Origin of the sequence: Pseudomonas frederiksbergensis (assembly GCF_003732705.1) — a bacterium.
Taxonomy (GTDB): domain Bacteria; phylum Pseudomonadota; class Gammaproteobacteria; order Pseudomonadales; family Pseudomonadaceae; genus Aquipseudomonas; species Aquipseudomonas frederiksbergensis_F.
This window is the reverse complement of record NZ_MOBR01000009.1, coordinates 520,189-534,931: the sequence shown is the minus strand read 5'-3', so window position 1 is coordinate 534,931 and position 14,743 is coordinate 520,189. Positions and strand designations below refer to the sequence as shown.

General features: G+C 62.9%; 1 protein-coding gene (cut by a window edge). It reads left to right on the top strand.

Annotated features, from left to right (window positions below; all coding sequences use genetic code 11):
* Positions 1–168 precede the first annotated feature (168 nt).
* On the top strand, positions 169–14,743 hold the 5' end (the start) of the coding sequence (locus BK667_RS13990) for a non-ribosomal peptide synthetase (protein WP_123597951.1). It continues 16,265 nt past the right edge of the window; only the first 14,575 of its 30,840 coding nucleotides appear in the window; the start codon lies at positions 169–171; the stop codon falls past the right edge of the window.

The following is a 14,743-nucleotide window of genomic DNA, read 5'->3' as shown; positions in this document are numbered from 1 at the left end:
CCCGGCCAACGATCGTTTTTCAACATGACATTGCATTCAACGCCCAGACCCATGCGCCGCCCTCGGCTCCTGAAGCGCTGCCGATTTCCGCGTTCAGGCGCCACGCCGTACCCGAAAAGCACATTTTTCATCGTCAACCACCCCCGAATTCAAAAAGCAGGTTCTTCGATGCAATTCAGCGATTTGATGGCCGTTCTTTCCCAGCACCCGATCCGCCTCCAACTGGATGATGACAACCTGGTTGTCCTGGGCGATGACGAAGGACTGGACAGCGCATTGTGGGACAGTCTTGGCGTGCACAAGAACGAGCTGCTCGAGCTGGTGGCGAGAAACGGCGGCGACTGGCTGAGCCCGGCGTTCCGCATTACCCCGGACATGCTGCCCCTGGCCAGCCTCAGTCAGGAAGAGATCGACCGCATCGTTGAAACCGTGCCCGGTGGCGCCGGCAATGTGCAGGACATCTACCCCCTGGCGCCGTTGCAGGAAGGCATTCTTTACCATCACCTCGCGGCGGAACAGGGCGATCCGTATGTGCTGCAAGCGCTGTTCGGCGCCGAGCAGCGGTCGCGGCTCGACGACTTTACCCGCGCCCTGCAAGGCGTGATTGATCGTCACGACATCCTGCGCACTTCGGTGGTGTGGGAAGGGCTGGACGAGCCGGTGCAAGTGGTCTGGCATGCAGCAACGCTGATGTTGGAAGAAGTTGTGCTCGATCCGGCGGACGGCGACATCGTCGGGCAACTGCAACAACGCTTCGACACCCAGCATTCGCGCCTGGATGTGGGCCTGGCGCCGCTGATGCGCCTGGTCTGCGCCGAGGACCGCGAAAACGGTCGCTGGGTGGCGATTCTGTTGTTTCACCACATGGCGCTGGACCATGCGGCACTGGAAGTGGTGCAGCATGAGATGCAGGCGTTTCTGCTCGACGAGGCCGCCGCGTTGCCTGAAGCGGTGCCGTATCGCAACTACGTGGCCCAGGTCCGGCTCGGCGTCAGCCGCGACACCCATGAGGCGTTTTTCCGCGAGAAGCTGGCCGATGTCGATGAGCCAACGCTGCCCTTCGGTTTGGCCGGTGTGCCTGAACGTGATCCGCTGATCGAGGAAGTTCATCTGCCGATCGACGCGTCGCTCAGCCTTCGCCTGCGGGCCCTGGCCCGGCAGTTGAGGGTGAGTGCCGCGAGCCTGCATCACTTGGCGTGGGCGCGGGTGCTGGGCAGTGTTTGCGGGCGCGAAGACGTGGTGTTCGGTACGGTGCTGATGGGCCGTATGCAGGGCGGTGACGGGGCCGATCGGGCCTTGGGCATGTTCATCAACACCTTGCCGCTGCGGGTGAAACTGGCCGGGCAGGGCGCGCGCGACAGCGTCAAAACCACCCATGCCGACCTGGCGGCGTTGCTCGGTCATGAACATGCCTCACTGGCATTGGCCCAGCGTTGCAGCGGGGTGCCGGCACCGGCGCCGTTGTTTGGGGCGCTGCTCAATTACCGGCACAGTGGCACGGCGCAGGTGCCGACCCCTGAGTCGCTGAAAGCGTGGGCGGGTTTGCAATCCCTGGGCGGTGAAGAGCGCACCAACTACCCGCTGACACTGTCGGTGGATGACCTCGGCGAAGGCTTCAGCTTGAGCGTGCTGGCGCTGGCGGAAATTGGCGCGCAACGGGTGGGCGATTACATGCTGACGGCGCTGGCGGGACTGGCCAGGGCCTTGGAACAGACCCCGGATATGCCGCTGCATAACCTGATTGTGTTGCCGGACATCGAGCGTCAGCAGGTGTTGGTGGATTTCAACGCGACCACACGCAGCTATCCGCAGGACAAAACCGTTCATGGTCTGTTCGAGGCGCAGGTTCTGGCTCACCCGGAGGCGACCGCAGCGGTCCATAACGGGAAATACCTGACTTACAGCGAACTCAACACCCGGGCCAATCATTTGGCCCATCACCTGATCGGCCTCGGCGTGCAGCCGGGGGATCGCGTGGCGATTCTGCTGGAACGCTCCCTTGAACTATTGATCAGCCAATTGGCGATTCTCAAATGCGCGGCGGTTTATGTGCCGCTGGACATCAGCGCACCGGTCGAGCGCCAGGGTTTCATGGTGCAGGACAGCGGGGCGCGGATTGTATTGACGATGAGCACGGAATCGGTGCCTGAAGAGGCTCGGCGTGTTGATCTGGACACCGTAACCCTCGCTAGCCTGACTGCTGACCCACACCTGCCACAGTCCAGCGAATCGCCGGCGTACATCATGTACACCTCGGGTTCCACTGGTACGCCAAAAGGTGTGTTGGTCCCGCACCGGGCAATCAACCGGTTGGTGATCAACAACGGTTACGCCGAATTCAACGCCGAGGATCGCGTGGCGTTTGCCTCCAACCCGGCCTTCGACGCCAGCACCCTCGATGTCTGGGCACCGCTGCTGAATGGCGGTTGCGTGGTGGTGGTCGAGCAGGATGTGCTGCTCTCGCAAGAACGTTTCCGCGCGCTGCTGCTGGAACAAAAGATCAGCGTGTTGTGGATGACCGCAGGTCTGTTCCATCAATACGCCTCGGGTTTGATGTCGGTGTTTGGCCAGTTGCGTTACCTGATCGTCGGTGGCGACGTGCTCGATCCAGCAGTGATCAGCCGCGTATTGAAAGAAGGTGCGCCGCAGCATCTGCTCAACGGCTACGGCCCGACGGAAGCCACGACCTTCACCACGACCTATGAGATCAAGGCCATTGGCACGGGCAGCATCCCGATTGGGCGCCCGGTCGGCAACACCAGAGTTTATGTCCTGGACGCCTGGCAGCGGCCAGTGCCCGTCGGTGTGGCGGGCGAGTTGTATATCGGTGGCGACGGCGTGGCCAAAGGGTATTTGAACCGTCCTGAGCTGACCGCCGAGAAGTTTGTCGCCGACCCGTTCAGCACCGGGCCGGAGGCGCTGCTGTACCGCACCGGCGACCTGGCGCGCTGGCTGGCGGACGGCAATGTCGAATACCTGGGCCGTAATGACGACCAGGTGAAAATCCGTGGTTTTCGCGTTGAACTGGGCGAGATCGAGGCGCGATTGGGCCAGTGTGCCGGCGTGAAAGACGCCGTGGTGCTGGCGCGGCAGGATGAAACAGGACCCAAACGTCTCGTGGGCTACGTGATTGCCCGGCCAGACGTCAACCTGTCGGTGCAGGACCTGCGTGCCGAACTGGCCGCCTCGCTGGCCGAGTACATGGTGCCCAGCGCCTTCGTGGTGCTGGAAACATTCCCGCTGACCGCCAACGGCAAGCTTGACCGCCGTGCGCTGCCTGCCCCGGACGCGGACGCCTACGCCAGCCGTGAATACGAAGCGCCCCAGGGTGAAGTCGAGGAAACCCTCGCGCGTCTGTGGGCCGATGTGCTCAAGGTTGAGCAGGTGGGTCGTCATGACCACTTTTTCGAATTGGGCGGCCACTCGCTGCTGGCGGTCACGCTGATCGAGCGGATGCGTCAAGCAGGATTGAGCGCCGATGTGCGCGTGCTGTTCAGCCAGCCGACCCTCGCGGCACTGGCCGCAGCGGTTGGCAGTGGCAAGGAAGTAACGGTTCCGGCCAACCTGATTCCGCTGAACTGTGAGCGGATCACCCCGGACCTGCTGCCGCTGGCCACCCTGACCCAGGACACCATCGACCGCATCGTCGCCACCGTCCCCGGCGGTGCCCGTAACGTGCAGGACATCTACCCGCTGGCACCGTTGCAGGAAGGCATTCTCTTTCACCACTTGGCCGCCGAGCAGGGTGACCCGTACGTACTGCAGACGCAGTTCGCGTTCGAAAACCGCGAGCGCCTCGATGCGTTCATTCAAGCGTTGCAGGTGGTGATCGATCGTCACGACATTCTGCGCACCGGCGTCGTCTGGGATGGGCTGGAATCACCCGCTCAAGTGGTCTGGCGCGAGGCGAAATTGCACCTTGAGCAGGTCACGCTCGACCCGGCCGCCGGGGATGCCGTGGCGCAGTTGAGCCAGCGCTTCGACCCGCGCCACCACCGACTGGATGTCAGCCAGGCACCGATGATGCGCCTGGCCTACGCGCAGGACGAAGCCAATCAGCGCCTGGTCGCCACGCTGTTGTTCCATCACATGGCGCTGGACCACACCGCGATGGAAGTGGTGCAGCACGAAATGCAGGCGTTCTTGCAGGGTGAGGCGGATCAACTCACTGAAGCGGTGCCGTATCGCAACTACGTGGCGCAAGCGCGCCTTGGCGTCAGTCGCGAGGAGCACGAGGCGTTTTTCCGCGAGATGCTCGGGGATATCGATGAGCCGACGCTGCCGTTCGGTTTGCAGGATGTGCAGGGCGATGGCCGCGACATCGAAGAACATGCCCGGTTTGTCGAAACAGCGCTGGACCTGCGTCTTCGCGCACAAGCGCGCCAGCTCGGCGTGAGTGCCGCCAGCCTGGTGCACCTGGCCTGGGCGCAAGTGCTGGGCAAGGTGTCCGGCAAGCAGGAGGTGGTGTTCGGTACGGTCCTGATGGGGCGGATGCAGGGTGGCGACGGCGCTGATCGGGCGCTGGGGATGTTCATCAATACTTTGCCGTTGCGCGTGGATGTCGGCGCCCAAGGTGTGAAAGCCGGGGTCAAGGCGACCCATGCGCGGCTGACCGCGTTGCTGGGGCATGAGCACGCTTCGCTGGCCCTGGCGCAACGGTGCAGTGGCGTGACCGCGCCGACGCCGCTGTTCAGTGCATTGCTCAACTATCGACACAGTGCGGTGGGCGCGGTATCGGCTCAAGCGGTGGACGCGTGGCGCGGCATGGAGGTGCTCAGTGGTGAGGAACGCACCAATTATCCGCTGACGTTGAACGTCGACGATTTGGGTAACGGCTTCAAGTTGACGGTGTTGGTGGCCAATCAGGTTGGGGCGGCGCGGGTTTGTGCGTATATGCATGCGGCGCTGGAAGGGCTGGTGTTGGCGCTGGAACAGACGCCTCAGGCGTCGTTGTATCGGTTGTCGGTGTTGCCGGTGGCGGAGCGCTTGAAACTGCTGTTTGAGTTCAATGCGACTGACGCGGTTTATCCGTTGGAGCAGACGGTTCATGGGTTGTTTGAGGCGCAGGTTGAGCGGACGCCGGATGCTGTGGCGGTGGTTTATGGCTTGGAACACTTGAGCTATCGCGAGTTGAATGAGCGGGCGAACCGGTTGGCGCATTACCTGCGCGGGCAGGGGGTGCGGCCGGATTCGCGGGTGGCAATTTGTGTTGAGCGTTCGGCGGAGATGGTCGTTGGGTTGCTGGCGATTCTGAAGGCGGGCGGGGGTTATGTACCGCTGGATCCGGCTTATCCGCTGGATCGGATTGCCTACATGTTGCAGGACAGCGCGCCGGCCGTGGTGTTGGCACAGGCCGCGACTTTGGGGTTGTTGGCTGAGGCTTCGATGCCGGTGATCGATCTGGATAGCGGCATTTGGCAGGACGAATCCGTCTCCAATCCTGCGATTGACGGGCTGACTTCGGCGCATCTGGCGTACGTGATCTACACCTCGGGCTCCACCGGATTGCCTAAAGGCGTGATGATCGAACACCGCAACACGGTGAACTTCCTGACTTGGGCGCATCGTTCGTTTGATGACGCGACGTTGGCGAAAACCCTGTTCTCCACCTCGCTGAACTTCGACTTGGCGGTCTACGAATGCTTCGCACCACTGACCTCGGGCGGCAGCATTGATGTCGTCACTAATGTGCTGGAACTGCGACACGACATCACCCTGATCAACACCGTGCCTTCGGCCCTCAAGGCCTTGCTGGAATCCGGCGGACTAAGTGCCAACGTGCACACGGTCAACGTCGCCGGTGAAGCGCTGAAACGCAGCCTCGTGGAAAACCTGTTTGAACAGACCCAGGTTCAACGCCTGTGCAACCTCTACGGCCCTTCGGAAACCACAACTTATTCCAGTTGGGTCTCGATGGACCGCGACGATGGTTTTGCCGCCCACATCGGTAAACCCGTCGCCAACACCCAGTTCTACTTGCTGGATGAATACGGCCAACCCGTGCCGCTGGGCGTCCCCGGTGAAATCTACATCGGCGGCGCAGGCGTGGCGCGCGGCTACCTGAACCGCGACGACCTCACCGCCGAACGCTTCCTCAACGATCCCTTCAGCACAAACGCCCGGATGTATAGAACGGGCGACCTTGGCCGCTACCTGCCGGATGGCAACATCGAATACCTCGGCCGCAACGACGACCAAGTCAAAATCCGCGGCTTCCGCATCGAGTTGGGCGAGATCGAAACCAAACTCGCCCAACACGAAGACATCCACGAAACCGCCGTCCTGGCCCGCGAAGACATCCCCGGTGAAAAACGCCTGGTTGCTTACTACACCGCGCCGCAAGTGCTGGACATCGACGCACTCCGCCGTCACCTGCAAACCCAACTCCCGGACTACATGGTCCCGGCCGCCTACGTCCATCTCGACAAACTGCCCTTGACGCCAAACGGCAAACTCGACCGCAAGGCCCTGCCATCACCCGATTCCGCTTCCGTCATCACCCGCACCTACGAAGCCCCCATCGGCGAAGCCGAAATCGCCATCGCGAACATCTGGCAAGACCTGCTGGGCCTGCCACAAGTCGGTCGCCACGACCACTTCTTCGAACTCGGCGGCCACTCCCTGCTGGCCGTCAGCCTGATCGGCCGCATGCGCCAAATCGGCCTGTCAGCAGACATCCGCGTGCTATTCGGCCAGCCCACCCTGGCGGCGCTGGCCGCAGCAGTCGGTGGCGCACACGAAATCGTGGTGCCGGCCAACAACATTCGCTTGGGTTGCACCCAGATTACCCCGGACATGCTCACCCTGGTCAAACTCGACCAGGACGCCATCGACCGTATCGCCGCGACCGTCTCGGGCGGTGCGCGCAACGTGCAGGACATCTACCCCCTGGCGCCGTTGCAGGAAGGCATTCTCTACCACCACATTGCCGCGCCGAAGGGCGACCCGTATGTGCTGAAAGCCACGTTCACCGTCGCCGACCGCGAACGTCTGGACGCCTTCGCCCATGCCTTGCAAGGCGTGATCGACCGGCATGACATCCTGCGCACTTCGGTGGTGTGGCAGGGGCTCGACGAGCCAGTGCAAGTGGTATGGCGCAAAGCGCAACTGGCGGTCGAGGAAGTCAAACTCGATGCGGCCGAAGGTGAGATTGCCGACCGCTTGCGCGAACAATTCGACACCCTGCATTACCGTCTCGATATGCAGCAGGCGCCGTTGATGCGCATCGCGTTCAGCCAGGACATCCCCAACCAGCGCTGGGTCGCGATTTTGCTGTTCCACCACATGGCCCTCGACCACGTTGCGCTGGAAGTGGTGCAGCAGGAAATGCAAGCGCACTTGCTGGGGCAATCCGAGCAACTGGGCGAAGCCGTGCCGTATCGCAACTATGTCGGCCAGGCGCGACTGGGTGTCAGCCGCGAGGAGCACGAAGCGTTTTTCCGCGACATGCTCGGCGATATCGACGAGCCGACCTTACCGTTCGGTTTGCAGGATGTACGGGGCGATGGCAGCGACATCGAAGAATCCGCGCTGGATCTCAGCGCCGACCTGAGCCGGCGTTTGCGAGCCCAGGCCCGTCAATTGGGCGTGAGCGCAGCGAGCCTGCATCACTTGGCCTGGGCGCAGGTGCTGGGCCGGGTCTCGGGGCGTGAAGACGTGGTGTTCGGCACCGTTTTGATGGGCCGGATGCAGGGCGGCGAGGGCGCCGAACGGGCGCTGGGGATGTTCATCAACACCTTGCCGCTGCGCGTGAGCCTCGGCGAACTCGGTGTGCGTGACGGGGTAAAAGCCACCCACGCCCGGTTGAGCGGTTTGCTGGGACACGAACACGCCTCGCTGGCCCTGGCCCAGCGTTGCAGCGGAGTCGTCGCGCCGTTGCCGTTGTTCAGCGCGTTGCTCAACTACCGCCACAGCGCTGCCCATGCGCATTCAAACGAAACCCTGGCGGCGTGGGAGGGTATCGAATCCCTGAGTAACGAAGAGCGCACCAATTATCCGCTGACCCTGTCGGTGGATGATCTGGGCAAAGGCTTCCGCGTGACCGCGCTGGCCATGCCGCAAATCGGCGCCCAGCGAATCTGCGCCTATCTGAATACCGCGCTGGAGCATCTGGTCGATGCGCTGGAGCAGGCGCCACACACCGCGCTGCTCAGCCTGCCGATCCTGCCGTCCGCCGAGCGTCAGCAACTGCTGGTGGATTTCAACGCGACCACACGCAGCTATCCCCAGGACAAAACCGTTCACGGGCTGTTCGAGGCGCAGGTTCTGGCTTGCCCGGAGGCGACCGCGGCGGTTCACGACACGCAAAGCCTGACTTACAACGAACTCAACCTCCGGGCTAATCGCCTGGCCCGCCATCTGATCGGCCTCGGCGTACAACCGGGGGATCGCGTGGCGATTCTGCTGGAGCGTTCGCTTGAACTGTTGATCAGCCAGTTGGCGGTCCTCAAATGTGCGGCGGTTTTTGTGCCGCTGGACATCAGTGCGCCGGTCGAGCGCCAGGGTTTCATGGTGCAGGACAGCGGGGCGCGGATTGTATTGACGCTGAGCACGACGACGGTGCCTGAAGAGGTTCAGCGTGTTGATCTGGACAGCGTAACCCTCGATCACCTGACTACTGACCCACACCTGCCACAGTCCAGCGAATCCCCGGCCTACATCATGTACACCTCGGGTTCGACCGGTACGCCGAAAGGCGTGCTGGTCCCACACCGGGCGATCAACCGCTTGGTGATCAACAACGGTTACGCCGAATTCAACGCTCAGGATCGCGTGGCGTTTGCCTCCAACCCGGCCTTCGACGCCAGCACCCTCGACGTCTGGGCGCCATTGCTGAATGGCGGTTGCGTGGTGATCGTCGAGCAGGACGTGTTGCTCTCCCAGGAACGCTTCCAGTCATTGCTGCTTGAGCAAAAAATCAGCGTGTTGTGGATGACCGCAGGTCTGTTCCATCAATACGCCGCCGGTTTGATGTCGGTGTTTGGCCAGTTGCGTTACCTGATCGTCGGTGGCGATGTGCTCGATCCAGCAGTGATCAGCCGCGTATTGAAAGAAGGCGCGCCACAGCATCTGCTCAACGGCTACGGCCCGACGGAAGCGACCACGTTCTCGGCGACCTACGAAATCAAGAAAGCCGGCGCGGGCAGCATTCCAATTGGCCGCCCGGTGGGCAATACGCGGCTTTACCTGCTGGATCCGCAGGGCAACCCGGTGCCGGTTGGCGTCGCGGGCGAGTTGTATATCGGTGGCGATGGCGTGGCCAAAGGGTATTTGAACCGCCCTGAGCTGACCGCCGAGAAGTTTGTCGCCGACCCGTTCAGCGCTGAGCCGCAAGCCTTGCTCTACCGCACTGGCGACCTCGGTCGCTGGCTGCCGGACGGCAATGTCGAATACCTGGGTCGCAACGACGACCAGGTGAAAATCCGTGGTTTCCGCATCGAACTGGGCGAGATCGAGGCGCGATTGGGCCAGTGCGCCGGCGTGAAAGACGCCGTGGTGCTGGCGCGTCAGGACGAATCAGGACCCAAACGCCTCGTGGGTTACGTGATTGCGCATAAAAACACGACCCTGTCGGTGCAGGACCTGCGTGCCGAACTGGCCGCCTCGCTGGCCGAATACATGGTGCCGAGCGCTTTCGTGGTGCTGGAAACATTCCCGCTGACCGCCAACGGCAAGCTTGACCGCCGTGCGCTGCCTGCCCCAGACGCGGACGCCTACGCCAGCCGTGAATACGAAGCGCCGCAAGGCGAAGTCGAGGAAACCCTCGCACGTCTGTGGGCCGAGGTGCTCAAGGTCGAACGCGTGGGTCGTCACGATCACTTTTTCGAACTGGGCGGCCACTCGCTGCTGGCGGTCACGCTGATCGAACGGATGCGCCAGGCCGAACTGAGCGCCGATGTGCGCGTGCTGTTCAGCCAGCCGACCCTCGCGGCACTGGCCGCAGCGGTTGGCAGCGGCAAGGAAATAACGGTTCCGGCCAACCTGATTCCGCTGGACTGCGAACACATCACCTCGGACCTGCTGCCGCTGGCCACCCTGACCCAGGACACCCTCGACCGCATCGTCGCCACCGTCCCCGGTGGTGCCCGCAATGTGCAGGATATTTACCCGCTGGCGCCGTTGCAGGAAGGCATTCTCTATCACCACTTGGCCGCCGAGCAGGGCGACCCGTACGTCTTGCAGTCCCAATTTGCGTTCGACAATCGCGAGCGCCTCGACGCCTTCGTCCAGGCCTTGCAGGTAGTGATCGGTCGGCATGACATTCTGCGCACTTCCGTGGTCTGGGAAGGCCTCGACGAGCCAGTGCAAGTGGTGTGGCGCGACGTCCTGCTGACCCCGGAACACATCGAACTCGACCCGACTGCCGGCGACATTGCCACGCAACTAGGCACTCGTTTCGACGCGCGTCATTACCGTCTCGACTTGCGTCACGCGCCACTGCTGCACCTGGCCTACGCCCACGACGCGGCACAAAACCGCTGGGTGGCGATTCTGTTGTTCCACCATTTGGCGCTGGACCACACCGCGCTGGACGTGATGCAGCACGAGATGCAACTGCACCTGCTGGGTCAGGACGATCAGTTGGGCGAAGCGATGCCGTACCGCAACTATGTGGCCCAGGCGAAATTCGGTTTGAGTGCCGACGATCACGAGGCATTTTTCCGCGAGATGCTCAGCGAGGTCGACGAGCCAACACTGCCGTTCGGCCTGCAGGATGTGCAGGGCGACGGGCATGGCATCGACGAAGCGCGTCAATCGGTGGATCTTGCGTTGTCCAAACGCCTGCGCACTCAAGCGCGGCAACTCGGTGTGAGCGCGGCGAGCCTGGTGCATTTGGCCTGGGCGCAGGTGCTGGGCAAAGTGTCCGGCAAGCAGGACGTGGTATTCGGCACGGTGCTGCTGGGTCGTCTGCAAGCCGGCGACGGCGCCGACCGGGCGCTGGGAATGTTCATCAACACCTTGCCGTTGCGCGTGGATGTTGGTGCCCAAGGGGTAAAAGCCGGGGTCAAGGCCACCCATGCGCGGCTGACTGCGTTGCTCGGTCACGAACACGCTTCGCTGGCACTGGCCCAGCGTTGCAGCGGTGTGACCGCACCGACGCCGCTGTTCAGCGCCTTGCTCAACTATCGCCACAGTTCTGGCGAAGTCACCGAGGAAGCCTTGTCCGCATGGCAGGGTATCTCGGCACTGGGCGGTGACGAGCGCACCAATTACCCGTTGACCCTGAACGTCGATGACGCGGGTGAAGCGTTCTACCTCACGGCGCTGGTCGCCCAACCCATCGGCGCCGAGCGCATTTGCGCCTATATGCAAGTGGCGTTGGACAACCTGGTCGTTGCGCTGGAAACCGCGCCGAACACCCCGCTGCAAGCATTGACCGTGCTGCCACAGGCCGAGCGTCAGCAGTTGCTCGAAACCTGGAACACCACAGACGTCTTCTATGAACATGACGAGCTGATCCATCACCAATTCGAAGCCCGGGCGGCAGCGCAGCCCGACGCCGTGGCCGTGGTCTATGAAGACCTGAGCCTGACCTACGGCGAACTCAATGCCCGGGCCAATCAGATGGCCCATCGTTTGCTCGCATTGGGTGTGCGCCCGGATGATCGCGTGGCGATCTGCGTCGAGCGCGGTCTGGAAATGATCGTCGGCCTGCTGGGCATCCTCAAGTCCGGCGCTGGCTACGTTCCGCTGGACCCGGCTTACCCGGCCGAGCGCATTGCCTACATGCTTTACGACAGCGCGCCGGTGGCCCTGCTGACGCAGTTGCCATTGCGCGACCAACTGCCGCAAATGAACATCCCGACACTGCTGCTCGATCTGATCGAAGCCAGCCACGAAGCCCCGCCCGCGCAGCACAACCCTGAGGTGGCGGGCCTGACGTCGGCGCATCTGGCCTACGTGATCTACACCTCCGGTTCCACCGGTTTGCCCAAAGGCGTGATGGTCGAGCACCGCAACGTCGCGCGGCTGTTCTCGGCGACCCAGCCGTGGTTCGACTTCGGCCCGCAAGACGTCTGGGCCTTGTTCCATTCCTTCGCCTTCGACTTCTCGGTCTGGGAAATCTGGGGCGCGCTGACCCATGGCGGCCAATTGTTGGTGGTGCCGCAACTGGTCAGCCGTTCACCGCAATACTGCTACGCACTGTTGTGCGAGGCCGGCGTGACCATTCTCAACCAGACGCCGAGCGCCTTCCGCCAGTTGATTGCGGCCCAGGGCGAAATCGACCTGAGCCACAGCCTGCGCCAGGTGATCTTCGGCGGCGAAGCCCTGGAAACCGGAATTCTCAAACCCTGGTATGCCCGTGAGGCCAACGCGAAGACGCAACTGGTCAACATGTATGGCATCACCGAAACCACGGTGCACGTGACCTATCGCGCACTCGACGCGGCCGATGCGCACTTGATCGGCGTGAGCCCGATTGGCGGGCGCATTCCCGATCTGCAACTGTACGTGCTGGATGACCAGCGCGAGCCAGTCCCCGTCGGCGTGATCGGCGAGATGTATGTCGGCGGCGCCGGTGTGGCCCGGGGTTACCTGAACCGCGCCGAACTCACTGCCGAACGCTTCCTCGATAACCCGTTCAGCACCGAGCCGAGCGCGCGGATGTACCGCACCGGCGACCTCGGTCGCTGGCTGGCGGACGGCAGCGTCGAATACCTGGGGCGTAACGACGATCAGGTGAAGATTCGCGGTTTCCGCATCGAACTGGGCGAGATCCAGGCCAAATTGGCCGCGTGCAACGGTGTGCGCGAAGCCGTGGTGCTGGCCCGCCAGGACACCGGCGACAAGCGTCTGGTGGCGTATGTGATTGCCAAGGAAGGCGAACAACTGACGGCCGCCGAACTGCGCGCCGAGCTCCTCGAATCACTCGCCGAATACATGGTGCCGAGCGCGTTTGTGACGCTGACCTCGTTCCCGCTGACCACCAACGGCAAACTCGACCGTCAGGCGCTGCCGGTGCCGGATCAGTCCTCGGTGGTGAGCCGCGCCTATGAAGCACCCCAAGGCGAGGTTGAGATTGCTATTGCGAAGATCTGGCAGGACCTGTTGCAACTGGAACAGGTCGGTCGCCACGATCATTTCTTTGAACTGGGCGGGCACTCGTTGCTCGCGGTGAAATTGATCGAGCGCATGCGCCAGGTCGATCTGGCCGCGGACGTACGTGTGTTGTTCGGCCAACCGACCCTGGCGGCACTCGCCGCAGCCGTCGGCGGCACCGTTGAAATCGTGGTGCCAGCCAATGCCATCCCGCAGGGCTGCACACGCATCACCCCGGACATGTTGCCCCTGGCCACGTTGAGCCAGGAAGAGATCGACCGCGTAGTGGCGGCGACCCCCGGTGGCGTCGCCAATGTGCAGGATATCTACGCCCTGGCGCCGTTGCAGGAGGGGATTTTGTATCACCACTTGGCGGCGGAAAAAGGCGATCCGTACCTGCAATACGCGATGTTCTCCTTCGACAATCGCGAACGCTTGGCCACCTTCGCCAACGCGTTGCAAGGCGTGGTGTCGCGACACGATATTTTGCGCACCGGCGTGGTCTGGGAAAGCCTGGACGAACCGGTGCAAGTGGTCTGGCGCGCAGCGCAGCTGGGTCTGGATGAAATCGAACTGGACCCGACGGCGGGCGATATCGCCGAGCAATTGCGCGAACGCCTCGACCCACGGCATTACCGCCTGGATATCCGCCAGGCGCCGATGATGCGCATCGGCTATGCCGAAGACCCGACGAATCACCGCTGGATCGGCATGCTGCTGTTCCACCACATGGTGGACGACGCGACGTCGCTGGGCATGCTCACGGCAGAAATCGAAGCGCATATGCTCGGTCAGGAGCAACTGCTGGGCACCTCGGTGCCGTATCGCAACTACGTGGCCCAGGCACGATTGGGGATCAGCCGCGAGGACCATGAAGTGTTCTTCCGCGACATGCTCGGTGACATCGACGAGCCGACATTGCCGTTCGGCCTGCAGGATGTGCAGGGCGAGGGACGGGATATCGAAGAAGTGCGGCAGGTGGTGGATGCCGTGCTCAGCAAACGCCTGCGGGCCCAGGCCCGTCAGCTCGGCGTGAGCGCCGCGAGTGTCTATCACCTGGCCTGGGCGCAGGTCTTGGCCAGTGTCTCGGGCAAGGACGACGTGGTGTTCGGTACGGTGCTGTTGGGCCGGATGCAGGGCGGCGAAGGGGCCGACCGTGCGCTGGGCATGTTCATCAACACCTTGCCATTGCGCGTGAGCCTGGGGGCACAAGGTGTGCGCGCCGGGATCAAGGCGACCCATGCACGGTTGACCGCGTTGCTTGGTCACGAGCATGCCTCGCTGGTACTGGCCCAGCGTTGCAGCGGCGTGACCGCGCCAACGCCGTTGTTCAGTGCCTTGCTCAATTACCGTCACCTCGGCACGCGGACTGTGTCGAGTGAAGCCATCGCGGCTTGGGACGGTATCGAGGCGCTGGACGGCGAAGAGCGGACTAACTATCCGCTGACGTTGTCGGTGGATGACCTGGGTGAAGGCTTCAACCTGACCGTCATGGCGTCGGCGCAGATTGGCGCCGGGCGGGTGTGTGGCTACATGCAATGCGTGCTGGAAAATCTGGTCGAGGCGCTGGAGCAGGCGCCCCAAGCGCCGTTGCATGGTTTGAAAATCCTGCCAGCGGCCGAGCGCCTGGAGTTGCTGGAAACCTGGAACGCGACAGACACCGTGTATGCCCATGACGCGCTGATTCATCGGCAGTTTGAAG